This window comes from Microbulbifer sp. S227A, from assembly GCF_049800935.1.
Window position 1 is genome coordinate 1 of record NZ_JBNAFZ010000002.1, and the last position, 23749, is coordinate 23749.

The window sequence follows — 23749 nt, forward strand, 5'->3', positions numbered from 1 at the left end:
GAGAGACGCATATGAAGGTATTGGTGCCTGTCAAGCGCGTGATTGACTATAACGTCAAGGTTCGAGTGAAGGCGGACGGAAGCGGTGTTGATCTTGCGAATGTCAAGATGTCGATGAACCCGTTTGACGAGATTGCGGTGGAAGAGGCGATCCGTTTGAAGGAAGCGGGCCAGGCGGATGAGATCGTGGCGGTTTCGATCGGTGTCAAGCAGAGCCAGGAGACGCTGCGCACGGCGTTGGCGATGGGGGCGGACCGGGCGATCCTGGTGGTGGCCGCGGATGACGTTCACAGCGATATCGAGCCGCTGGCGGTGGCCAAGATCCTCAAGGCGATCGTGGATGAAGAGCAGCCCGGCCTGGTGCTCTGTGGCAAGCAGGCGATCGACAACGACATGAACGCCACCGGTCAGATGCTGTCGGCGCTGCTGGGCTGGAGCCAGGGCACCTTTGCCTCCGAGCTTGGCATCGATGGCGACAGCGCGGTGGTGACCCGCGAGGTGGATGGCGGCCTGCAGACCATCAAGGTCAGGATGCCGGCGATCATCACCGTGGACCTGCGCCTGAACGAGCCGCGCTATGCCAGCCTGCCCAACATCATGAAGGCCAAGAAAAAGCCGCTGGATGAAAAGACGGCGGCGGATTACGGCGTCGACGTGGCGCCGCGCCTGTCGATCGTCAAGACCGCCGAGCCCGAGGCCCGCGCCGCGGGGATCAAGGTGGGTTCGGTGGACGAGCTGGTTGCGAAACTCAAGGAAGTGGGGGCTGTATAATGGCTGTACTTTTGCTTGCCGAGGTTACGGATGGCGAACTGGCGCTGGACGCGACGGCAAAGGCGGTGACCGCCGCAACCATGCTGGGCGATGTGACCGCGCTGTGCTGTGGCGCCTCAGCCGCCGCCGCGGGTGAGGCCGCCGCGAAGATCGCGGGGGTATCCAGGGTTCTGGTGGCCGAGGATGCCAGCCTGGGCCACCGCCTGGCCGAATCGACGGCAGCGTTGATTGCCAGCTTGGCCGGAGAGTATGAACATATCGTTGCCCCGGCCACGACCGACGCCAAGAACGTGATGCCGCGGGTGGCCGCGCTGTTGGACGTGATGGTGATTTCCGACGTTTCCGGGGTTGTCGACGGCGACACGTTCGAGCGCCCGATCTATGCGGGCAACGCGATCCAGACGGTGAAATCGGGCGATGCGAAAAAGGTCGTGACGATCCGCACCTCGACCTTTGACGCGGCGGGTGACGGCGGGTCGGCCACGGTTGCGACCGTGTCGGCGGCGGCGGATCCGGGCCTGTCGGAATGGGTCGAGGACAAGGTTGCCGAGAGCGATCGCCCCGAGCTGACCTCGGCGGGGGTGGTGGTTTCCGGCGGCCGCGGCGTCGGCTCGCAAGAGGATTTCGCGCTGATCGAGAGCCTCGCCGACAAGCTGGGCGCCGCCGTCGGAGCCTCGCGCGCGGCGGTCGATTCGGGCTATGCGCCGAACGACTGGCAGGTGGGCCAGACCGGCAAGGTCGTCGCCCCCGATCTCTATGTCGCGATCGGCATCTCGGGCGCCATCCAGCACCTCGCCGGCATGAAAGACAGCAAGATCATCGTCGCCATCAACAAGGACGAAGAGGCCCCGATCTTCCAGGTCGCCGATTTCGGCCTCGTCGCCGACCTCTTCACAGCCGTCCCGGAACTCACCGGGAAACTTGGCTGAGCCCGGATTGCCGGCCCGACAGATCGCGGCTCGGCCCCCGCTCATCAAAGCCCCCGCCACCGGCGGGGGCTTTTTCATGAGAGCTCAGCCCGCGAGGCTGGCCCCCGGGCGGAATGCGCCAAGAGACTTGGCGAGGTCCACATAGCCATCGACGCTGCTGAAATAGGTCTTGAGGTTGCTGCCGACTGAACTGGATTTGTAGTATTTCGAGAACTCCTCGATTTTGACGCCGAACTCCTTCAACTCCTTGCACAGGCGCTCGCCCTTCGCGGCCACCGCGCTGGCTTTCTCGATCTTCTTGCCGATGCTTGCCGCTTCCTTGCGCAGGTTGGCGAATTCCGCGGCGCGCTTTTGGAACTCCTTGTTATTGAACAGTTCCTGCGTGCTCTTGTTGGCGGCGAGGTCGCGGCCCGCCTTGACCTGGGAATCCAGCATGACGATGGTTTTCTTCAACTCCATCCTCAGCCCCGCCAGTTCCGAATTGCGTTGCTTGACGATGGTTTCCAACTCCATGACATGCTTGCCGATCGAACTGCTGCCCAGCGGGTCGAGCGCCGAGGAAATCTGTTTCAAATCGCTTTCGACATTCTTGATCACCTTCTGTTCAAGATCGTTGTCGCGCACCACGGTCTTGGCAAAGCCGACCAGCCCCCCCGCCCCGGTCAGGGAGGCGGCGGCAATTCCGAGCCCCAACACCAGCGGCGTTGCGGTTCCGGCGCTGGCGACCAACGCAACAACCCCGACGGCGATTGCCGACACGAGCAATATGCCCTTGACCACCTTGCCCAGCACCATCCGGGTTTTCTTGTCTTTCAACAGCTTGGCACCGGCCTGTTTTTTCGCCATCACGATGGCGATCTCGGCCTGTTGATCCACGACGTTCTGCGCCCAGTTCTTTGACAGTTCCTCAAAGTCGCGCTCAAGCGTCGCGACGTAATCCTTGAGCTTGTCCAGCTTGTTGAGTTCGCCGCCCAGCTTCTTGAAATCCCCCTCGGTCTTGGGGGTCATTTTCTTGATCGCCTTTTGCAGCGCCTTTGCCTCGTCGATCTTTTGCTGCTTTTCCTTGAGCCATTTCTCGAAATGCGCAAGCTGACCGTTGATCAGTTTTTCATATTGCTTGGCAAAATTCTTCTCGATCTTCTTGGCAAGCGATGCCTCGGCCCCCTCCAGCGGAAAGGCGCAGTCGAGCTTGACATCCAGCGTCGGTGTCAGGTCGGCGGTTCCCTTGACCTTGAATTTCTTTTCGAATTTGAACGTGTGGTTGACCGTGGCCATGCCAATCTCCTGCCATGCATTTGCGATGCTTCAGGCGAGACTGTAGGACGGCCACGGTTGCGGTTCTATAAACTCGTTCACATAACGCGATAGTTGTGCGATCAGACCCCGAGGCACCAGCGCATCACTGCCTTTTGCGCGTGCAGGCGGTTCTCGGCCTCGTCGAAAATCACCGAATTGGGGCCATCCATGACCTCGGAGGTGACTTCTTCCTCGCGATGGGCCGGCAGGCAGTGCATGAAGAGCGCGTCAGGCTTGGCCTCGGCCATCAGCGCCGCATTGACCTGATAAGGGCGCAGCATGTTGTGCCGCCGTTCGCGCGCCGATTGCGCATCATGCATCGACACCCAGGTATCGGCAACCACGAGGTCCGCACCCTGCACCGCCGCGCGGGCATCGCGTTCGATGGTCACGCGGGAGCCCTTCTGGCGGGCAAAGCCGACAAACTCGGCCTCGGGATCAAGCTGTGGCGGGCCTGAAAAGGTGAAATCGAACCCGAACTGTCCGGCCGCATGCAAAAAAGAGGCGCAGACATTGTTGCCATCCCCGGTCCAGACCACCTTTTTTCCGGCAATCGGGCCGCGATGCTCTTCGTAGGTCATGATATCGGCCATGATCTGGCAGGGATGGGTGCGGTCTGTCAGCCCGTTGATCACCGGGACGTCGGCGTATTCCGCCATTTCGGTCAGCACCGATTCATCGAAGGTCCGGATCATGATCATGTCGACATAGCGGCTGAGGACGCGCGCGGTGTCGGCGATGGTTTCACCATGTCCAAGCTGCATGTCATTGCCAGACAGCACCATGGTTTGACCGCCCATCTGGCGCACCCCGACATCGAAGCTGACGCGGGTACGGGTCGAGGGTTTCTCGAAGATCAGCGCCACCATGCGCCCGGCCAGCGGTTGTTCGTCATCAGGCGCGCCCTTGGAGCGCCCGAGCCGCGCCTGTTTCATCTGGCCGGCCTTGTCGATCATCTGACGCAATGCGGCCGGATCGGTTTGGTGAATATCCAGGAAATGGTTCATGTCAGTTACTTTTTCTTCTGTGTTGCCGGGGGGAAAGCGGTGGGGGCCAGCCCCCACACCCCCGGAGTATTTCGCAAAGATGAAGGTCAGGCGGCATTGAGCGATGCCGCGGCGCGGTCAAGGCGGGCCACGGCCTGGGTGATTTCCTCGGCGGTGATGGTGAGGGGGGGCAGCAGGCGGATGACGTTATCTGCCGCCGGGACGGTGATGACCTCGGCCTCATAGGCGGCGTTCACCACATCGAGATTGCTCTTGCGGCATTTGAGGCCGAGCATCAGCCCGAGGCCACGCACCTCCTGGAAGGTATCGGGATGGGAGGCGACCAGACCTTCGAGTGCCTGGCGCAGCAAGCCCGCCTTGCGGTTGATCTCGGCAAGGAAATCGGGCGTGGCGACAATATCCATGACGGCGCAGCCCACGGCGCAGGCCAGCGGGTTGCCGCCATAGGTGGAGCCGTGGGTTCCGGCGGTCATGCCCGAAGCCGCGTCTTCGGTAGCCAGCACCGCGCCGAGCGGGAAGCCGCCGCCGATGCCCTTGGCGACCATCATGATGTCCGGGGTGATCCCGGCCCATTCATGGGCAAAGAGCCGCCCGGTCCGTCCGACGCCGCATTGCACCTCGTCCAGGATCAGCAACAGGTCATGGGCGTCACAGAGGGCGCGGATGTCCTTGAGTTGCTGATCGGACAAGGGGCGAATGCCGCCCTCGCCCTGCACCGGTTCGATCAGGATCGCGCCCACGGTATCGGTGATGGCCGCGCGCAGGGCATCGGCATCGCCCCAGGGCAGGTGCACGAAGCCGGGGAGCAGCGGACCGAAGCCCCGGGTCATCTTTTCCGAACCGGCGGCGGCGATGCCGGCGGCGGAGCGCCCATGGAAAGAGCCGTCGAACGTGATGATGTCGGTCTTTTGCGGCTGGCCTTTGTCGAACCAGTATTTGCGCGCCATCTTGACCGCAAGCTCGCAGGATTCCGTGCCGGAATTGGTAAAGAATACCGTGTCGGCAAAGCTGGTGGCGACCAGCTTGTCGGCCAGGGCCTGCTGTTCGGGGATCTGGTAGAGATTGGAAACGTGCCAGAGTTTCTGCGCCTGGCTGGTGACCGCCTCGACCAACGCCGGATGGGCATGCCCCAGGGCATTCACCGCGATGCCCGCGCCCAGGTCGAGAAAACGTCGCCCGTCCGCCTCGATCAGCCAGCTCCCTTCGCCTTTGACAAAGCTGAGGGGCGCGCGGTTATAGGTCGGCAGAACGGACGGGATCATGGGATCATCCTTATCAGGCAAGAAGCCCTGTGAGTGACTCACTTTGGGCGGTTTCGTCAACGATTTTATGGAGGGCGGCACCCGTTGGGGCGCACGGGAACAAACAGGCCGGTTACGCGAAAACGCGTCGGCGTCGCAAGCGGAGGATATCTGCGTGTTTGTTCATGGTTTGCCTGATAACGCAGGAGCGTGGGTTTGCCTAGCCCCGAAATCGCGCCGGGGCGGCACACCCGTCCCGTTGCGTCATCGGGGCATCGGCAGCGTTCCGCGATGCCGGGGTTTCTGCCATAGTCGGGCGGAATGCGACCGGGGAGACCGCCATGCCACCTCTGGGCACCATGTCTGCAACGCCGCCGGGGCCCGATCTTGATGTTGTGATCATCGGCGCGGGGATCTCGGGGATAGATGCCGCCTATCACCTTGTGACGACGCGGCCGGAGCATCGGTTTGCGGTGCTGGAAGCCAAGCCCGACATCGGCGGCACATGGCACACCCACCGGTTTCCGGGCATCCGTTCGGACAGTGACCTGTTCACATTTGGCTTTGGGTGGAAACCCTGGACCGGCGTTCCCATCGCCACCGCGCAAGAGATTCTCGCCTATCTGAACGAGGCGATCGACGAGAATGACCTGCGCCGGCACATGCGGTTCGATCACAGCGTCGAGCGGGCCGACTGGAACAGTGAAACGTCATTTTGGTCGCTGACGGTGCGGCGTGCGGGCGGCACCGAGACGCTGACCTGCCGGTTTCTCTGGGTCTGCGCGGGGTATTACCGTCACGCCGCCGGATACCAACCACGCTGGCCCGGGATGCGGGATTATGGCGGCAGGATCGTCCATCCCCAGCAATGGCCCGACGACCTGGACCATGCGGGCAAGCGCGTTGTTGTCATCGGCTCGGGCGCGACGGCGGCGACGCTGATCCCCGCGCTTGCGGAAACGGCGGCGCATGTGACCATGCTGCAACGCTCGCCGACCTATTACTATCCGCGCCCGGCGCGCGATGCGTTCATCGACACCCTGCGGGCGCTGGATTTGCCCGCGACGTGGGAACATGAAATCCTGCGGCGCAAGTTCCTGCATGAACAGCGTATCGTGACCCGCCGGTCCTTTGAAGAACCTGATGCGCTTGCCGCCGACCTGATCGCCATGGTGCGAAGCTGTCTGGGAGAGGATTTCGACATCGCCACCCATTTCACGCCGCGCTATCGCCCGTGGCGTCAACGGCTGGCGGTGGTGCCCGATGGCGACCTATTCGTTGCGATCCGGTCGGGGCGCGCGTCGGTTGTCACCGACGGCATCGTGCGGTTCACCCCCGGCGGACTTGAACTGGCCACGGGCGAAGCGCTGGAGGCGGATATCATCGTGACCGCGACGGGGTTGGTGTTGAACGTGCTTGGCGATATCTCGCTGCGCGTGGATGGCGCGCCGGTCGATGTGTCGCAATGCTGGACCCATCGCGGCGTCATGCTCAGCGGGGTGCCCAACCTGGCCATGGTCTTTGGCTATCTGCGATCCAGCTGGACCCTGCGGGCCGACCTGGTGTCGGCCTATGTCTGCCGCCTGCTGGCACATATGGCGGCGCGTCCGGCCACGTCGGTGGTTCCCCTGCTACGCGCCGGAGAGATCGGGATGCCCGCCCGCCCGTGGATCGACCCCGAGAATTTCAACGCGGGCTACATCCTGCGGGGGCTCGACATCATGCCCAAACAGGGCGACCGGCAGCCCTGGGTGATGACACAGGATTATTTCGACGACCGCGAGACCCTGCCAGCGGCCGACCTTGAGGACGGCACGCTGGTCTATGGGCAGAGCGCGATCAGAAACGGATCTTGAAGTTCAGTGCCCCGACGAATTGCCCTTCGGGCTGGCTGTCGAATTCGCGGCTGAGATAGGTCAGGCCATAGAACATCGAGGCGCGCTTGCCCTGCCACTGGCCACCGGCGCGAACCCGGTAGCGCCCTTCCTTGAACGCGAGGTCGCCGCTATTGGGCAGATAGATGCTGTCCGCGACATAGGCGGCATCGGCACCAACCACAAAGCTGAACCCCGCTGGACCGCTCGCCATGGCGCGGTAACGGTGACCGGTGGTGGTGTCGCGCACCAAGAGCTCCGAGCGCCCGACCATGCCAAAGGTCAGGTCGGCGCCGATCCGCACAAGGCTTTCATCACCGATCCGTGCCTCGGCAAAGGGGCGCAGACGGGTCGAGGGGCCGAGATCATAGTCGCGACCGACTTCGGCTATTACCGTCGGATAGAACCCGTCGTCGATCTGGTTCTCGCGCGTCAGATCGCTCACCCGCTTGGACCCGATCGCCTCGTGGAAAGCCGATTGCAGGCTTGCCACCCCGGTTTGCTGCCCCGTCGCGACCAGTTGGGCTCCAATTGCGTAATCCAGGTGGTTGCGGCTGAAATGGGTATGCAGGCCAAGACCGAGGATGCCTGCATAGTCGCGGTCATTCGGGCTTGGCGTGGTGATGTCCTGCGGCGAAATCGCAGCGAGATCGACGCGCACCTCCAGCAGTTCACCAAAGGTTGCGGGCAGATGCCCTTGCCAGTCGCGGCCAAACACCCAGGACATCGCCAGCGAGCCGGTGCGCCAGCGGTCGTAATCGTCGCCAAGCAGATCGTCGGTGAACAGCCAGCCAAACCCCAGCAGTTGGCGCGAGGTATCGGCGGCCCGGTCATCCTGGGCAATGGCGGGGGCGGCGCACAGCCATGCGGCAGCGGCGGTGATAAGAGCGAGAGAGCGTGTCATGTGAGCGTCAATTCATTGTTTGGGAATCAATCTGGGCGCCCGTCTATTGCCTGAAAAACGGGCGTACAACGAACTTTCTCCGAGACTTGCACGGGGCAGAACTCGGGTATGATCCCAGCGGATGTGATCCAGCAATGCGGCGCACCATGGCAGGCCACGCTGTGGGAGGGTTAAACCGGTCCACCCGGAACGTCCAGACACGAAAGCGCTTGCGCCGCCCGTCATTCGCCGCCAAGGCTGCGCCATGTTCGAGCCAAAGACACAGAACCCTGCGCTCGCCGCCCTGCTGATCCTGACCGCGACGGCCTTTATCGCGGCCACGACGCTGTTTGCCAAGGCGCTCGGAACCGATGCGCTTGGCCCGCCGCTGCATGTCCTGCAAATCAGCCATGGTCGTTTCCTGTTTGCCTTTGCCGCGCTGGCCAGCGTCGCGGCAATCCTGCGCCCGCGCCTGGGACGTCCGAACTGGGGCCTGCATATCGGGCGGACCAGTTTCGGCTGGCTCGGCGTGACCATGATGTTTGCCTCGGTCGCCTATATTCCGCTGGCCGATGCCACGGCGATTTCCTTTCTGAACCCCGTCTTCGCGATGGTCCTCGCAATACCGTTGCTGGGCGAACGGGTCGGCCCGGTCCGGTGGAGCGCCGCCGCCATCGCCCTTGTCGGAGCGATGATACTGCTGCGCCCGACTCCGGACAGTTTTCAGCCCGCCGCGCTGCTGGCCTTTGCCGCCGCGATGTTGATGGGGATGGAGCTGATTTTCATCAAGAAACTCTCGGGGCGGGAACCGATCTTTCAGATCCTGCTGATCAACAACATGATCGGTCTTGGCATCGCAACGCTTGCGGTGTTGCCAGTCTGGACACCTCCGACGCCCCTGCAATGGGCCGCGCTGGCGGGTCTGGGCACGCTGATGGCCTGTGCGCAGACCTTGTTCGTCAACGCCATGGCCCGCGCCGATGCAAGCTTTGTCGCGCCGTTCAGCTATGCCACGCTGATTGCCGCGGCGATTTATGATTTCATCGGCTTTGGCGTGGTGCCCGACGCGATTTCGCTGATCGGGGCAGCGACGATCATTGCCGGCGCCCTGCTGCTCGCCCTTCGCGAGGCCCGCGTGCGGCCGGTGGCTGCGCAAGACGCCTTGTAACTCGGGCCACAGTGATTAAAATAGAGCGGCAAGTGAGATCAAAAGCGGCCTGTCCAACGGAGGCCGCTTTTTAGCTGGAAAGGTTGCCAATGTCCTGGACTGACGAGCGCGTCGAAACACTCAAGAAAATGTGGGGGGAAGGCCAGTCGGCCAGCCAGATCGCAAAAGAGCTTGGTGGTGTGACCCGCAACGCGGTGATCGGCAAGGTGCATCGCCTTGGCCTGTCCAACCGCAATTCCGGCACCCCCGCCGCTGCTGCCGCCAAGCCCGAGGTCAAGGCCAAGCCGGCACCCGCCGCGCCCAAACCGGACCCCAAGCCGCGCCCGATGCCCAAGACCGAAGCGGCGAGACCCGCCCCCGAACCCGTGGCGGAAACCAAGCCGGTGGTGCCGGTTCGCAAGCAGATCATTCCCGCCGGTCAGCCGCTGCCGCCGCAGCCATCCGCCAACGAGATCAGCCCCGAGGCGCTCGCCAAGGTCAACGAAGTTGAGAAAAAAGCCAAGAAGATCAGCCTGATGGAACTGACCGAACGGACCTGCAAATGGCCGATCGGCGACCCCGCGACCGAGGATTTCTGGTTCTGCGGCCTACCGGTCCAGGCGGGCAAACCCTATTGCGAAGCGCATGTTGGCGTCGCCTTCCAGCCGATGAGCGCGCGCCGCGACCGCCGTCGCTAGCGGATGTGACGTTGCCACGTATCCCGTGGCAACGCCTTGTGCGGAATGCCGGCGAAATGGTTTGATCCCCTTTCCGACGCCGCTTCGAAAACAGACACCTGCCGCCCTTGCCGCCTGACCGCTTCTGCGCGACAGGCGGCAAGGGCTTTGGGTGATCCGATCAGTTCGTGGTCGGTGCCGAAGAGGTAAAGTTCGGGATCGGGTTTTCCGACGCGGCGTTCGGCTCGATCTCGGGCCAGTTGCCCTTGGCAAGGTTGAGATTACCCGGAATGTCCTCTTCCCAGAAGCCCACGACGTTCTCGGTGATGTTCAGGTACAGCTTGTCGTCAACGATCCGCCACAGGTTCGGATTGCCCGGCACCTTGCCGCCCTTGCTTACCCCATAGGCGCAATGCCCGTCATATTGCGGCGCGAATTTGGCGGGGTCGGTCAGGAACAGGTCGCGGTTCTCTTCGCTGGCAAAGGCAAAGGTGGCACCGTTGTAATCCGCCGTGATGTCCGCCCGCCCGGGAACGCCCGCGGGCTGCTTGGTGCCGACCGGGTTTTGGGTCAGGCTGCGATAGGCGACCACGTCATAACCGGATACCGCAAACCCGGTATTGTCCACATATTGCTCACCGGCAAAGGCCGGAAGCGCCAGGGTGGTGGCGGCGACAATGGCCAAGGCGAAACGTTTCATCGCAAGTCCTTTCATGCTTCGCGCCGGCCCAGTGCCATCCGCGTGAGGCCAACCTAAGCGGTAGGTTTCAGGTTGCGCAGCCCCCCTCGCGCGGGTGTGAGCAAACCGGATATGCCGTGAGCGCAACCCCGTGAAATGTTTCAACCGGCGCGCCGATCAACGCAAAATCGGCGGTTTGTCCGGGTCCGAGCCCGGGGCACGCAGCTCGATTGTTTCGGGTTCCGCCGGCACCGGCAGGTCAAACCTCAGGCCGAACCGGTCCAGTTTCGCGGCAATGCCATCGGTTTCCTCGAAAAACGCCACATCGATCGAACCTGCCTCGATGCCGGAAAAGGTCAGCGCCTCACCCGCGGCCTTGGCCAGGGCCGCCTGGGTTTCCGGGCGGGCCGCGACAAAACCCAGAAGATGCCCGCGCGATCCGTTTTCGTGCACCACGCCGACCAGATAGGCCGCCCGCGCATACCCCGCCGCCGTTGCGAGCTTGGCGTCCAGCGCCGTGATCACCGCCTCGGGCAGCCCCAGGGGCGCGGAAACCTCCGCGATCCGCGAGGTGATCTGATCCGGGGCATTGCCCAACGTATCGGACAGCCAGGCCAGCGCCTCGGCCGGGATCAGGATCGAGGATGGCGCGACATCCAGGTTGAGCCCCATGCCAACCCCCTGCCCGGCCAGCATCTGCGCCAGGACCCGCCCCGACAGCGCCGCATAGGGGGCCGGGCGTCCGGTGAACTGGGCAAGCCGGGTCTCGCGATCAAAGGCCAGCACGAACTGGCCGTCGGCCACATCGAACACTTCCGGCGACAGCGACTCGTCCTGCGCTTCTTCGGTCAGCAGCAGGAACAGCTCGTTGTCGCCCAACCGCTCGTAGAAACGCAGCCGCGCGGCATCGTCATCCGGGTTCGCCTCCATCGCGGCATGGGCGGTGTCCAGTGGGGTCGTCTCGTTCATTGCAGTACCTCGCGCACCCGGCTGCGCAGGACCGGCAGCAGGTCGGATTCAAACCAGGGGTTCCGTTTCAGCCATGCGCTATTGCGCCAGGACGGATGAGGCAAGGGAAAGGTCCGCGGCGCATGGTCTCGCCACCCCTGAACGAGTTCGGTCACCGGCTGGCGCGTGCCAAGGTGCCATTTCTGCGCATGCCCGCCCACGAGGATGGTCAGTTGCACTTCGTTCAGATGCGCCATCACCTCGTCCCGCCAGGTGCGCGCGCAGATTGGCGGCGGCGGCAGGTCGGCCTTGCGCGCGTTATAACCCGGAAAGCAGAAAGCCATCGGTACCACCGCGACCCGGTCGCGATCATAGAAGGTTTCGTCATCGATCCCCAACCAGTCCCGCAGGCGATCACCCGATGGGTCGGTAAACGGCCGCCCCGACGCATGAACCCGCGCGCCGGGAGCCTGCCCCGCGATCAGCATCCGCGCGCCCGGACGAAACCAGACCACGGGGCGCGGCCGATGGGCCGTGGCCGTGACGGCAAAGCGGTCGGCGCAGATGGTGCATCCCGCAATCCGCTCGGCAATCGGTGGTCTTTGGCCTGTGGAGTCCGTATCAGAGCGCATGCGCCATCCGGACGACCAGACAGCGCAATTGTCAACCGCATGACCAACGCACCCACCCATGCGTGAACAAGACATGGATAATTCTATCGCAGTTCGACATAAAATGGCCTAACTCGCACATATATGTCGTTAAGATTCCTCTGATACCCGAGAGGAAGGCGCGCAAATTCAGGCAGAACGCGGCGCGGGCCGCGACAACAACAAGGCACCGATGCTAGAGTTCGATAATGTCAGCAAGTCTTTCTGGACCGGCACCCGTCGCAAGGTGATCCTGGATCAGGCGACATTTCGTGTCGAACTTGGCAATTCCCTCGGCATCCTGGCACCTAACGGCACCGGCAAGACGACGCTGATCAACATGATGGCGGGGCTTGAAAAACCCGACGAGGGCGAGATTAGGCGCGGCTGCAAGGTATCGTTTCCGCTTGGCTACATGGGCGGGGTGGAAAAACGCGTGTCGGCGATGGCGAACTGCCGCTATATTGCGAAAATCTATGGCATCGACCCGGATTATGTCGAATCCTACTGCCGTTGGCTCTGTAATCTGGGCGAATATTTCGAGCAGCCGCTAGGCACCTATTCCTCGGGAATGCGCGCCCGACTGTCTTTTGCCCTGATGCTGGCGCTTGATTTCGATATATACCTGATCGACGAAGGCATGCCCGGCAGCACCGATGTGGAATTCAACAAGAAGGCGGGCGACATTCTGCGCGAACGGCTGGCCACCACCACGATTGTCATCGTTTCGCACCAACCCGCCGTGCTTGAGCAGTTTGCCCGCTCGGCGGCGGTGCTGAGCGACGGGCGGCTGCATATGTTTGAAACCTTGGAAGAGGCGAGACATCTTTATGACTACCAAACCCAAGGCTAGCAAATTCCGCATCCGGCGCGCCGCCGCCGGTGCAAAGGGGGCCGACACGGCCAATCCGGACGACCTGCCGCCGCCGGACCTCGCGGAGGCCGCCGCCAATGACGCGCCCCCCCAGACCGACGCCGCCAAAGACGAAACCTCGGCGGACCCCGGCTCGGCCGAGGCCGAGATCGAGGCAATCAAGGCCGAGGGGCTGACCGGCAGGCAATTGCGCATGGCGCGGCGGGTGGCGCAGAAACACAATCTGCAAGCCGCCAATGACCTGGATGCGGTGCGCCTGCTGCGGCAGAATGGCATCGATCCGTTCAAACGCTCGAACATGCTCGAACTTGTGGTGCCACGGGCCGAAGACGCACAGGACAACGACGCCGCGCCGCGGGTCCAGCTGCCGCAAACCGTACCAGGTGACGCACCCTCCCTGCCCTCGGTCGAGCTGAGCCCGGCCGAGCGGCGGGAATACGAGATCGGCAAGATCCAGCGGGACATGATGCGGCGCCGACGGCGCAAGCTGTTGTACCTGCTGGGCCGGCTCAGCTTTTTCGTGCTCTTGCCGACCCTCCTGGCGGGGGTTTATTACTTTCACTACGCGACGCCGATCTACGCGTCGAAATCCGAGTTCCTGATCCTCAAGGCCGACAATTCGGGTGGCTCGGGGCTTGGCGGCCTGCTTTCGGGTACCCAGTTTGCCACCAGCCAGGATTCCATCGCCGTTCAGTCCTATCTGCAATCCAAGGATGCGATGCTGCGGCTGGACCGCGAAATCGGCTTCAAGACACAATTCAACCAGGACTGGATCGACCCGATCCAGCGTCTGAGCCCGGACGCCACCAACGAAGAAGCCTATCGCACCTACAAGAAATACGTGAAGATCGGCTATGATCCGACCGAGGGCGTCATCCGGATGGAGGTTTCGTCGCCCGACCCGCAGGTCAGCACCGAATTCTCCACCCGCCTGATTTCCTATGCCGAAGCGCGGGTCAACAGCCTGTCCCAGCAAAAGCGCGGTGACCAGATGAAAGACGCCGTGGACGGGTTCGAGGCCGCGCAGGAGGAACGCCGCAAGGCGCAGGAGGCGCTGGTCCAGCTACAGCAACAGGGCTCCCTGCTCGATCCGGAAGGGGTGATCGCAAGTTTGCGCGGGCAGATCAACAACGTGGAAATCCAGTTGCAGGAAAAACAGTTGCAGCTGGCCGCCCTCATGGACAACGCCCGCCCGAACCAGGCCAAGGTCGATGGTACCAATGGCGACATCCGGCGGCTGGAAAACCTGCTCGCCTCGCTCAATGCCCGGATGATCGATGCGTCCAAGGGCGAAAACTCGCTGGCGCAGCTTTCGGTGAACATCCAGATGGCCCAGGCCGATCTCGCGGCGCGGGACATGATGTTGCAATCGGCACTGCAACAGGTCGAACAGACCCGGATGGAGGCCAACCGGCAGGTGCGTTACCTGACCGTCTCGGTCGACCCGGTGCCCAGCCAGGAACCCAGCTATCCCCGAGGCTTTGAGAATACGCTGCTTGCATTCCTGATATTCTCGGGCATCTATCTGATGGTATCACTTACAGCATCCATCTTGCGCGAACAGGTAGCATCCTAGACATGACCCAGATTGACATTGCCGGTTTGAATGTTGGCAACGATTGCCCGCTGACCATTATCGCCGGCCCCTGCCAGCTTGAAAGCGCGGATCACGCCCAGATGATCGCGGGCCGCATGAAAGAGGCCTGCGACGCGGCGGGCGCGCAATACGTGTTCAAGGCCAGCTATGACAAGGCCAACCGCACAAGCCTCGCGGGCAAGCGCGGGCTGGGCATGGATGCGGGTCTTGGGGTGCTTGCGGGCATTCGCAGCACGATCGGCGTGCCGGTCCTGACCGATGTACATACCGAAGCGCAATGCGCCCCCGCCGCCGAGGCGGTCGATATCCTGCAAATCCCGGCCTTTCTGTGCCGGCAGACCGACATGCTGCTTGCCGCCGGCAACACCGGCGCCGTGATCAACGTCAAGAAGGGGCAGTTTCTCGCGCCCTGGGACATGGCCAATGTCGTCGACAAGATCGAGAGCACCGGCAACAAGCGCATCCTGCTGACCGAACGGGGCGCGTCTTTCGGGTATAATACGCTGGTGGCCGATATGCGCAGCCTGCCGATCATGGCACAGACCGGCTATCCGGTGGTGATGGACGCCACCCACAGCGTCCAGCAGCCCGGCGGGCGCGGCGGCAGTTCCGGTGGCCAGCGTGAATTCGCGCCGGTCATGGCCCGCGCCGCCGCCGCCATCGGGGTCGCCGCCATCTTTATCGAAACCCACGAGGATCCCGACAATGCGCCCAGCGACGGGCCCAACATGATCCATCTTGACCAGATGCCGGCGCTGATTGACACGTTGATGCAGCTGGACAGGGTTGCTAAGGCAGACCCAGTTGTAATCTGAACCAGCATCCGGACCTTTTTCATGACCAAACCTGCAGCCACGGTGACGCCGAACACCTGGGACTTCCTGCGCGACCCGATGATCGCCCCCACCGGGTTTCGCGAATATGACGCCCGCTGGAAATTCCCGGACGAAATCAACCTGCCGGGCATGACCGCGCTTGGCCTGGGCCTGGGAACCCAGATGCAAAAGCGCGGGATCAAACCGGAAATCGCCGTCGGGAACGATTACCGCGACTATTCTCTCAGCATCAAGAACGCGCTGATCCTCGGGCTGATGCAGGCGGGAATCCAGGTCAAGGATATCGGTCCGGCGCTGTCGCCCATGGCCTATTTCAGCCAATTTCACCTGAACGTGCCCGCGGTTGCGATGGTCACCGCCAGCCACAACCCGAACGGCTGGACCGGGGTCAAGATGGGGTTTGACCGCCCGCTGACCCACGGCCCCGACGAAATGGCCGAGCTGCGCGACATCGTGCTTGGCGGTCTCGGCGAAGCCCGGCCCGGCGGCGGCTATGAATTCGTCGATGGCGTGCGCGAAGCCTATCTGGACGATCTGGTCGGGGATTTCCGCATGTCCCGCCCGCTCAAGGTGGTCTGCGCCACCGGCAATGGCACCGCCAGCGCCTTTGCGCCGGACCTGTTCGAACGGCTGGGAGTCGAGGTGGTGCCGAGCCACAACCGGCTCGACTATACGTTCCCCAACTACAACCCCAACCCGGAAGCGATGGAAATGCTCCATGACATGGCCGACACGGTCAAGGCATCGGGGGCGGATTTCGCGCTTGGGTTTGACGGTGACGGCGACCGCTGCGGCGTGGTCGACGACGAGGGCGAAGAGATTTTTGCCGACAAGGTCGGGGTGATCATGGCGCGCGACCTGGCCCGGCTGCATCCGGGGTCGACCATCGTTGCCGATGTGAAATCGACCGGATTGTTCGCCTCGGACCCGGAATTGCAAAGGCACGACATCAAGGCCGATTACTGGAAGACCGGCCATTCCCACATGAAACGGCGGGTCAAAGAGCTTGGCGCATTGGCCGGGTTCGAAAAATCGGGCCACTATTTCCTCGCCGAACCCATCGGCCGGGGCTATGATTGCGGCATGCGCGTCGCTGTGGAAATCTGCAAGCTGATGGACCGCAACCCGGGCAAATCCATGTCCGACCTGCGCAAGGCGCTGCCAAAAACCTTCTCGACCCCGACCATGTCGCCCTACTGTCCGGACACGGAAAAATACGCCGTGCTGGAGCGGATCGTTGCCAAGCTGACCGAAATGGCGGATGCGGGCACGCCGATCGCCGGGCGCAAAATCGACACCGTGGTCACCGTGAACGGCGCGCGCCTGATCCTTGACAACGGCGCCTGGGGCCTGGTTCGCGCCTCATCGAACACCCCCAACCTGGTGGTGGTTTGTGAAAGCCCCGAAAGCGACGAGGAATTGCGCGCGATCTTTGCCGATCTTGATGCGGTAATCCGTACGGAACCCTCGGTCGGGGATTACGATCAGACGATCTGAACCCGGCCCGATGCGCCAACCCACCCGCCGGAATCCCGGCGGGTCCTGGTGTTTGCCGCTCAGTTCCGGCCCAGCAGCTTGAAAAGCTGGTCCTTGACCTCATCCTCCAGCCGGTCCTTCAGAACTTCCTTGGCGTCCTGATCCTCCTGGATCTCGACATCCAGTTCTTCGGCGAGCTTCCGGGCCAGTTTCGCCTTGGCCTCGTCCTCGAGCTCTTCCAGCTTGGCATCGGCATTCGCCTTGGCGGCGGCTTCGAGATCCGCCCAGACACGCGGGCTTTCCCATGGCCCCCTTATCCGGATCGGCAAGGACAGCCCCTGACCGCCGCGCGCGCGCAGGGCGACGGGCGTGAAAGTATAGTCGATATCCCGCGCGCCAAGGCCAATCCGCCCTTTGCCATCGGCGCGATAATTGCTGAGCTGAAGCAGCAGGTCGTCGTTAAAGAGATTGCCACCGCCCATGGTGAAACTGGCCCCGAGGCTGTCGAAAACCGTGGTCCCGCCGCTTGCCGCATCGCCGCGCATCAACCGGTCAAGATCAAGGCCCAGGATCACCCCACGGCCCATGCGCAACCCGCCCTTTCCGGATAGCGACCGCATGATCGCTTCGACCGATTGCCCGACCCCGAGAAACTGCACCTCGCCCGCCGCCTTGCCGCGAATGCGCTCCATTCCCAGCAGATCGCGTTGCGCCAGCAGGATGTCGATATCCGCCGCCGTCAGGTTGCCGCCAACAGACAGGCCATTGCGATTATTTGCCACCAGCTGCCCGCGCAACCGGCCGTCAAACACCGACACGTCCTCAAGATGCAGCACCGCGCGCGACCGGTCGATTTCAAGCAGCAGCCGGGTTTCCCCGATGGTCAGATCCGGCGTCCTTATCCCTTCGGCGGTCACACGCACCGACCCGTTCACCCGCGCAAGGGCGCTGGCATCGATCGGTGCGCGGGACCAGCCATCGCCCGCAACTCCCGGAGCCGCGTCACCCCCGCCGCTGGCGCTGTCCCCCGAAGATGCCGGGAACGCCAGTACTCCGGCAGACAACTTGGCGGTGATCTGCGGGACATCCGACAACACCACATCGACAACCCCGTTCAGCCGGTTTTGCCCCAGCTCGCTGCGCAGATCGCGCAAGGCCAGACGGCCATCCGCCGTATAGGTGACATCCGCGATCACCCGCACCATGGGCCCCCATCCCGCCGGCAGGTCAACCGCCGACAGACCAAGGGCCGCCGCACTGGCCCCGAAATCGTCGCTGTCCAGGTCGGCACGCCCGGTCAATTCGCCCGCCGTGTTGACCCGCCCGTCGAACGCCAGCCTGCCCGACGGCATCTCGACCGCCAGCGATACCGGCGACGCGGCCCCCCGGATCAAACCCGCCGGATCGGAAATCTCCGCGTTCAGCACAATATCATGGCTGGCGGGGCGCAGGCTTGCCGCGATGGCCACAGGGCCAGCCGGATCAGGCCATCTGAGGTCGAGATCCACCCCGGACAAGGTGACGGGGCTGGTGCCGGCCTCGGCATAGATCAAGGTGCCGTTTCTCAGTTCCAGCAGGTCAAGCGCAACCGCGGTCTCCGCCTCCGCGGAGGATGCGACGGGCGCGGTCGCAGGGCTGGCCGCACCTGCGCTGGCCGTTTCGAACACCCAGTTCGCCCGCCCATCCGGAGCGGTCTGAAGCCGCAATACCGGATCATCGGCGACGATTCCCGTCACCCGCACCGATCCGGTCAGAAGATCGGTGGCCGACACCCCGATAGACAAGCCGCTGGCGCTCAGCATCGGTTCGGGTCCTGCCCAGTCGGCATTGCCCAGCGTCACCGGACCGGTCTTGACCCCCAGCACCGGCCAGATAGACAGCGACACGTCGCCCGACACGGTCAATTCCCGCCCGGTGCGTGCTTCGATCTGCTCGCTCGCGATCCGCACGATCCGTTCATCGGGCAGCAACAGCACCCCAATCACCCCCGCCACGACCGCGATCAGAAGCGCACCCACTATCCTGAATATCCACCGCATACACGCACCCTCCGTTGCTTGGAGGCGAGTCTATCACCCGTGTGGCGCGACGCAATCGTCGGGGCTAGGCATCGTGCCGCCGCATCTCTATATGCACGGGAATGAGCACCAACCCGCCCGATTTGCGCCCCGACCTCGCCCCGCGCGCCCGCCTGACCGACGCGCCCCGCCCCGGCCAACCCACCGTTGGCATGGTCAGCCTCGGTTGTCCCAAAGCGCTGGTCGACAGCGAGCGCATCCTGACCCGGCTGCGGGCCGAAGGCTATGGTATTTCGCCCGACTACACCGGCGCGGATGCGGTGATCGTGAACACCTGCGGCTTTCTGGACAGCGCCAAGGCCGAAAGCCTGGACGCGATTGGCGAGGCGCTGGCGGAAAACGGGCGGGTCATCGTGACCGGCTGTCTCGGGGCGGAACCCGACTATATCCGCGAGCATCACCCGCGCATCCTCGCGGTTACCGGGCCGCATCAATACGAGCAGGTGCTAGACGCGGTGCATGTGGCGGTGCCGCCCGATCCGGACCCGTTCATCGACCTGTTGCCCGCCAGCGGCGTGTCGCTGACGCCGCGCCATTACAGCTATCTCAAGATTTCCGAAGGCTGCAATCACAAGTGCAAGTTCTGCATCATTCCCGACATGCGCGGCAAGCTGGCCAGCCGCCCGGCCCATGCGGTGCTGCGCGAGGCGGAAAAGCTGGTTGAGAATGGCGTGCGTGAACTGCTGGTGATCTCGCAGGATACGTCGGCCTATGGCACCGATACGCGGGACCGGGAGTACAAGCATCCGATCATCCCGCTGGCCCGCGATCTGGGGTCGCTGGGGGCCTGGGTGCGTCTGCATTATGTCTATCCCTACCCGTTCGTGCGCGATTTGATCCCGTTGATGGCCGATCCGGAAAACGGTGTGCTGCCCTATCTCGACATCCCGTTCCAACACGCCCACCCGGACACGCTCCGGCGCATGGCGCGCCCCGCCGCCGCCAGCCGCACGCTTGATGAAATCGCCGCCTGGCGGGCGATCTGCCCGGAAATCACCCTGCGCAGCACCTTTATCGTCGGCTATCCCGGCGAGACCGAGGCCGAGTTTCAGACCCTGCTTGACTGGATGGACGAGGCCCAGCTCGACCGGGTTGGCTGTTTTCAATACGAAAACGTCGACGGCGCGCGCAGCAATGCACTGCCCGACCACGTGCCCGAAGAGGTCAAGCAGGACCGGTGGAACCGGTTCATGCAAAAGGCCCAGGCGATATCCGAGGCCAAGCTCGCCGCCAGGGTCGGGCAGACCATGCAGGTCATCGTCGACGAGGTTGACGACGAGGCCGCGACCTGTCGCACCATGTCCGACGCCCCCGAGATCGATGGCAACCTGTTCATCGACGAGGGCTTCAAGGCGTTGAAACCCGGCGATATCGTGCAGGTCACCGTTGACGAGGCCGGTGAATATGACCTTTGGGGGCAACTGGTTCCAAGGTGACGCCCCGCTTGTGTCCCGCGCGGTTCCGGCGCTATCCTTGGCTGACACAGCCAGGGAGACCCAGCCATGTCGGACGCACCAACCATCGCCCAGAAAGCCCCCTATCCGATCGAAGTCACCGCCGGGAAAACCTATTTCTGGTGCGCCTGCGGACGCTCGCAGAACCAGCCCTTTTGCGATGGCAGCCACAAGGACACCGGTTTTGCCCCGGTCAAATACACTGCCAAAGCCGACAAGAAGGTCTTTTTCTGCGGGTGCAAACATACCGGCAACGCGCCGCTCTGTGACGGAACCCATTCCAAGCTGCCGGATTGACGGGTTTGCCCGCGACCCCTGCGGCCCCGGTACCCGCTGGCGGTCATGCCCGGTTATCAAGGTAATAGCGCACGGCGTCCTGCACCCGCCGAAACCTGTCGCCACCCAGTTTCTTGCCGCCATACCAGCGGGTCACCACCACGATATGGTCGCGCAATTCGGCGCGTTCGAGCATGCGCAGGATCACCATTCCGGCCCCGCTCTCGCCATCGTCGTTCTTGACCGGCCCCCCGACTTCCAGAACGACGCCCCAGGTATTGTGGGTGGCCTTGGCGAATTTCCGGTCCTTGCACAGGGCCTTGATAAATGCCTGCGCCTCGGCCCGGCAGGACACAGGACCGCCCGAAACGGCGTATTTGCTGCCGCGATCGCTTACCACACCATCGAAAATCTGCACGTTCAACCACCTGTCATTCACGATGCGCCGCCTGGAGTGCCCTGTCTGACAGGTCGGCCCCGCAATGCCAACGGGTTGGCGCGCTATCCGCCCAGTGACCGCACCGTGCTGGCCACCAGGTCCATGCGCGCCTTGTTGGGCGGGTGGCTGGCCAGGAACTTGTCACCGGGATCGGGCAGGCGGGTAAAGAACTGCGCCCCGACCAGCGGGTCATACCCGGCACGCCAGGTTATGACGGTGCCCAGCTTGTCGGCCTCAAGCTCGAACTCCTTGGCATAGCTGCGTGCCCCCACGACCGCGCCGATTTCCCGCGCCCGCTCGACATCGCCCGAGCCGCCGCCTGTCAGCGTTGCCAGCCCGCCGAATATCTCGGCTGCATCGGCCGAGTTCCGGCGCTGCCGTTCCAGATGGTTGGCGATGTGATGCGCCGCCTCGTGCCCCATCACAAAGGCCAGCTCATCCGCGTTATGCACGCTGCCGATCAGCGACGCGGTAAAGGTCAGAACCGGGCGGCCCTGCTCATCCACGCTTTGAAACGCGTTTGGTTGGGCGCGCGGGTTCGGATCAACCGCGATCAGGAAATCGCAATTGCGCACCGTTCCGTACCGCCGGCATTCGCGCTCGGCGACGGGTTCGACCGCCCGCACCACCTCGGTAAAGCCCTGCGCCGCCTCTTCGGGGGTCAGCACCCATTCGCCAGCCCCACCGCCGACCGGCGACGGCAGGTCACAGCCGGCCAGCAACAGCGCGGGCGCAAGCAGCAGAACGGTTATGCGCATGGTCGGAACCAATCCTTTGTCGCGGCGGCGAAACGATACCTGCCCCAACATAGCCACCGGGGCGCGCCCCTGCCAGTGGCGGATGCGGCGCACCGGCAAAGCGGCGCTTGCAAACCCCCGATTGCCGCGTCAGGGTACGCATATGTTTACGATAGAGCATGAATTTGACGCCACCGTGATCACCCTTGTCGACGAGGGCGATGCGCCGTTGCAGGAAGACATCACGATCAACAGTTTTGCGGAATGTGTCACGCTCGAACAGCTCGACCCGCGCACGGATCGTGTCCAGAAAATCACCCTGTCCCCCGAACAGTTGCGCGATCTGGCGGCGGCGCTCGATCTGCCCGAGGGGGTCTATCAACTGCGCGAAGTTCCGGAAGCGGAATAGGCAAAAACCTTGACCCTTGCAGATTGACCACGCAGCAGCGCGAGGTCAGAGGGCGCAACCCCCATCGCGCTCGCCAGCAGGGCGCGCACCGCCGCATTGGCCTTGCCGTTTTCCGGCGGCGCGGTGACGGCGGCCCGCAGCTCCGCGCCCTCACGCATCAATCGGTTGTTCGCGGCCCTGGGGCTGACCCGCACGGTGATCTGCCGCCCCGGCTGTGCCAGGTCGGTCAGGTCGGGCAGGTCTCTGGATTTCGCTCGCGCCATGTGTACAGTCTGCGCCAAAGGTCACAGCAGATGCCATAGGCAAGTGGCAATCAACGGCAAGAGGGAGGCAAGCGCATGGCTACGGGTTTTTTCTGGGACGAACGGTGTTTCTGGCATGCTGGCGGCAACTATGTATTTACCCTGCCCGTCGGCGGATTGGTGCAGCCGCAGGTTGCCGGAGGATTGCCCGAGAACCCCGAGACCAAGCGGCGGCTCAAGAACCTGATGGACGTAACCGGGCTGACGGGCGAGTTGGCGGCACAAAGCGCGGCCCCCGCCGACTGGACCGATCTGCTGCGGGTTCATCCGGAAAGTTACCTGAACGAATTCAAGCGCCTGTCCGATGCCGGTGGCGGCGAGCTTGGCCGCCGCACCCCCTTTGCCGCCGGTGGGTTCGAGATTGCGGCGCTGTCGGCGGGGCTGTCGGTTGCGGCGGTCGATGCGGTATTGACCAACCGTCTGGACAATGCCTATGCCCTGTCGCGCCCGCCGGGGCATCATTGTCTGCCGGACTTTCCCAACGGTTTCTGCCTGCTTGCGAATATCGCCGTCGCCATCGAAACCGCCAAGGCCCGTCACGGGCTGGGCAAGGTTGCGGTGCTGGATTGGGATGTCCATCATGGCAACGGCACCGAGGCGATCTATTACGAGCGCGACGACGTACTGACGATCTCGATGCATCAAGAGGGCAATTATCCGCTGGATACCGGCGCAATCGGCGACCGTGGGCGCGGGGCCGGCGAGGGTTTTAACCTGAACGTGCCGCTCCCTGCCGGCGCGGGGCATACCGCCTATCTTGCGGTCATGGACGAAATCGTGCGCCCGGCGCTGGAGGCATTCAAACCGGACATGATCATCGTCGCCTGCGGATTTGATGCCTCGGCCTGTGATCCCCTGGCGCGAATGCTGGCCACCGCCGATACCTTCCGGCAGATGACCCACCGCATCAAGGACGCCGCGCGCGATCTGTGCGGTGGCAGGCTGGTGCTGGTTCACGAGGGGGGATATTCGGAAATGTATGTTCCGTTCTGCGGCCATGCCACGCTCGAGGCGCTCTCGGGCAGCCATATCACCGCCCCCGATCCGATGGCCGAGACCTTTGCCATTCGCCAGCCCTCCCCCCGGTTCGATGCCTTCCTGCGCGACGTGGTGCGCGATGCGGCCGCGGCCCTGCGCGTCCCGGCGGGTTAGGTAAGTCTCGGTTTTCGG

Annotated in this window: 24 protein-coding genes; 13 read left to right on the forward strand and 11 right to left on the reverse strand. The window is 63.5% G+C overall.

Annotated elements, in window-relative coordinates; translation table 11 throughout:
* Window positions 1-11: 11 nt before the first annotated feature.
* Complete coding sequence (locus ACP15R_RS04810; RefSeq protein ID WP_424985798.1) at window positions 12-770, forward strand: electron transfer flavoprotein subunit beta/FixA family protein; 759 nt, start codon at window positions 12-14, stop codon at window positions 768-770.
* Window positions 770-1699 (forward strand): electron transfer flavoprotein subunit alpha/FixB family protein, encoded by a 930-nt coding sequence (locus ACP15R_RS04815; RefSeq protein WP_424985251.1) that lies wholly within the window; start codon window positions 770-772, stop codon window positions 1697-1699. Before ACP15R_RS04810 ends, ACP15R_RS04815 begins: the two co-directional genes overlap by 1 nt.
* 84 nt (window positions 1700-1783) lie before the next feature.
* Here the strand turns inward: ACP15R_RS04815 and ACP15R_RS04820 are convergent, their stop codons facing one another.
* The 3 genes from ACP15R_RS04820 to ACP15R_RS04830 form a co-directional block, all read right to left on the reverse strand.
* The gene (locus ACP15R_RS04820; RefSeq protein WP_424985252.1) at window positions 1784-2974 is read right to left on the reverse strand and encodes a hypothetical protein; all 1191 of its coding nucleotides are present in this window, start codon (window positions 2972-2974) and stop codon (window positions 1784-1786) included.
* Window positions 2975-3075: 101 nt separating this feature from the next.
* Entirely contained in the window at window positions 3076-4002 is a 927-nt protein-coding gene (gene argF / locus ACP15R_RS04825; protein ID WP_424985253.1) for an ornithine carbamoyltransferase, read from the reverse strand.
* Between the two features lie 86 nt (window positions 4003-4088).
* Complete coding sequence (locus ACP15R_RS04830; protein WP_424985254.1) at window positions 4089-5264, reverse strand: aspartate aminotransferase family protein; 1176 nt, start codon at window positions 5262-5264, stop codon at window positions 4089-4091.
* Between the two features lie 320 nt (window positions 5265-5584).
* Between ACP15R_RS04830 and ACP15R_RS04835 the strand changes: the two genes are divergently transcribed.
* The gene (locus tag ACP15R_RS04835; RefSeq protein WP_424985255.1) at window positions 5585-7099 is read left to right on the forward strand and encodes a flavin-containing monooxygenase; all 1515 of its coding nucleotides are present in this window, start codon (window positions 5585-5587) and stop codon (window positions 7097-7099) included.
* Here the strand turns inward: ACP15R_RS04835 and ACP15R_RS04840 are convergent.
* On the reverse strand, window positions 7083-8021 hold the full coding sequence (locus ACP15R_RS04840; RefSeq protein ID WP_424985256.1) for a lipid A-modifier LpxR family protein: 939 nt from the start codon (window positions 8019-8021) through the stop codon (window positions 7083-7085). The two genes, ACP15R_RS04835 and ACP15R_RS04840, sit on opposite strands and share 17 nt — an antisense overlap.
* A gap of 244 nt (window positions 8022-8265) precedes the next feature.
* Here ACP15R_RS04840 and ACP15R_RS04845 point away from each other — a divergent pair, with 244 nt between their 5' ends.
* Window positions 8266-9168 carry a DMT family transporter gene (locus tag ACP15R_RS04845; protein ID WP_424985257.1) on the forward strand — a complete coding sequence of 301 codons (903 nt, stop codon included), beginning with the start codon at window positions 8266-8268 and terminating at the stop codon, window positions 9166-9168.
* Between the two features lie 89 nt (window positions 9169-9257).
* The gene (locus tag ACP15R_RS04850; RefSeq protein ID WP_424985258.1) at window positions 9258-9845 is read left to right on the forward strand and encodes a GcrA family cell cycle regulator; all 588 of its coding nucleotides are present in this window, start codon (window positions 9258-9260) and stop codon (window positions 9843-9845) included.
* Between the two features lie 160 nt (window positions 9846-10005).
* On the opposite strand, the gene ACP15R_RS04855 is transcribed toward ACP15R_RS04850, so the two are convergent.
* The 3 genes from ACP15R_RS04855 to ACP15R_RS04865 all read right to left on the reverse strand — a co-directional run bounded on the left by ACP15R_RS04855 (window position 10006) and on the right by ACP15R_RS04865 (window position 12083).
* Window positions 10006-10524: a YHS domain-containing (seleno)protein gene (locus ACP15R_RS04855; RefSeq protein WP_424985259.1), complete on the reverse strand. Its 519-nt coding sequence runs from the start codon at window positions 10522-10524 to the stop codon at window positions 10006-10008.
* A 156-nt stretch (window positions 10525-10680) separates the two neighbouring features.
* On the reverse strand, window positions 10681-11472 hold the full coding sequence (locus ACP15R_RS04860) for an SseB family protein (protein WP_424985260.1): 792 nt from the start codon (window positions 11470-11472) through the stop codon (window positions 10681-10683).
* Complete coding sequence (locus ACP15R_RS04865) at window positions 11469-12083, reverse strand: uracil-DNA glycosylase family protein (protein WP_424985261.1); 615 nt, start codon at window positions 12081-12083, stop codon at window positions 11469-11471. Before ACP15R_RS04865 ends, ACP15R_RS04860 begins: the two co-directional genes overlap by 4 nt.
* Before the next feature lie 211 nt (window positions 12084-12294).
* On the opposite strand from ACP15R_RS04865, the gene ACP15R_RS04870 reads away from it, so the two are divergent.
* The 4 genes from ACP15R_RS04870 to ACP15R_RS04885 are packed head-to-tail and all read left to right on the forward strand — an operon-like array spanning window position 12295 to window position 16905.
* Complete coding sequence (locus ACP15R_RS04870) at window positions 12295-12954, forward strand: ABC transporter ATP-binding protein (RefSeq protein ID WP_424985262.1); 660 nt, start codon at window positions 12295-12297, stop codon at window positions 12952-12954.
* On the forward strand, window positions 12932-14551 hold the full coding sequence (locus ACP15R_RS04875) for a hypothetical protein (protein ID WP_424985263.1): 1620 nt from the start codon (window positions 12932-12934) through the stop codon (window positions 14549-14551). Before ACP15R_RS04870 ends, ACP15R_RS04875 begins: the two co-directional genes overlap by 23 nt.
* A 2-nt stretch (window positions 14552-14553) precedes the next feature.
* A complete protein-coding gene (gene kdsA, locus ACP15R_RS04880; protein WP_424985264.1) occupies window positions 14554-15387 on the forward strand; it encodes a 3-deoxy-8-phosphooctulonate synthase in 834 nt (277 codons plus the stop codon).
* A 21-nt stretch (window positions 15388-15408) separates the two neighbouring features.
* Window positions 15409-16905: a phosphomannomutase/phosphoglucomutase gene (locus ACP15R_RS04885; protein ID WP_424985265.1), complete on the forward strand. Its 1497-nt coding sequence runs from the start codon at window positions 15409-15411 to the stop codon at window positions 16903-16905.
* Window positions 16906-16964: 59 nt separating this feature from the next.
* On the opposite strand, the gene ACP15R_RS04890 is transcribed toward ACP15R_RS04885, so the two are convergent.
* The gene (locus ACP15R_RS04890) at window positions 16965-18923 is read right to left on the reverse strand and encodes an AsmA family protein (protein WP_424985266.1); all 1959 of its coding nucleotides are present in this window, start codon (window positions 18921-18923) and stop codon (window positions 16965-16967) included.
* A 191-nt stretch (window positions 18924-19114) separates the two neighbouring features.
* Between ACP15R_RS04890 and rimO the strand changes: the two genes are divergently transcribed.
* Complete coding sequence (gene rimO, locus ACP15R_RS04895; protein WP_424985799.1) at window positions 19115-20398, forward strand: 30S ribosomal protein S12 methylthiotransferase RimO; 1284 nt, start codon at window positions 19115-19117, stop codon at window positions 20396-20398.
* Between the two features lie 66 nt (window positions 20399-20464).
* Window positions 20465-20713 carry a CDGSH iron-sulfur domain-containing protein gene (locus tag ACP15R_RS04900; RefSeq protein WP_424985267.1) on the forward strand — a complete coding sequence of 83 codons (249 nt, stop codon included), beginning with the start codon at window positions 20465-20467 and terminating at the stop codon, window positions 20711-20713.
* A gap of 43 nt (window positions 20714-20756) precedes the next feature.
* On the opposite strand, the gene ACP15R_RS04905 is transcribed toward ACP15R_RS04900, so the two are convergent.
* Together ACP15R_RS04905 and ACP15R_RS04910 are read right to left on the reverse strand one after the other, a co-directional pair.
* Complete coding sequence (locus tag ACP15R_RS04905) at window positions 20757-21131, reverse strand: YigZ family protein (RefSeq protein ID WP_424985268.1); 375 nt, start codon at window positions 21129-21131, stop codon at window positions 20757-20759.
* Between the two features lie 62 nt (window positions 21132-21193).
* A complete protein-coding gene (locus ACP15R_RS04910; protein ID WP_424985269.1) occupies window positions 21194-21889 on the reverse strand; it encodes a M48 family metalloprotease in 696 nt (231 codons plus the stop codon).
* A gap of 142 nt (window positions 21890-22031) precedes the next feature.
* On the opposite strand from ACP15R_RS04910, the gene ACP15R_RS04915 reads away from it, so the two are divergent.
* On the forward strand, window positions 22032-22277 hold the full coding sequence (locus ACP15R_RS04915; protein ID WP_424985270.1) for a hypothetical protein: 246 nt from the start codon (window positions 22032-22034) through the stop codon (window positions 22275-22277).
* Here the strand turns inward: ACP15R_RS04915 and ACP15R_RS04920 are convergent.
* Entirely contained in the window at window positions 22247-22540 is a 294-nt protein-coding gene (locus ACP15R_RS04920) for a DUF167 domain-containing protein (protein ID WP_424985271.1), read from the reverse strand. The two genes, ACP15R_RS04915 and ACP15R_RS04920, sit on opposite strands and share 31 nt — an antisense overlap.
* A 75-nt stretch (window positions 22541-22615) precedes the next feature.
* Here ACP15R_RS04920 and ACP15R_RS04925 point away from each other — a divergent pair, with 75 nt between their 5' ends.
* Window positions 22616-23731 (forward strand): class II histone deacetylase, encoded by a 1116-nt coding sequence (locus tag ACP15R_RS04925; RefSeq protein WP_424985272.1) that lies wholly within the window; start codon window positions 22616-22618, stop codon window positions 23729-23731.
* Window positions 23732-23749 lie beyond the last annotated feature (18 nt).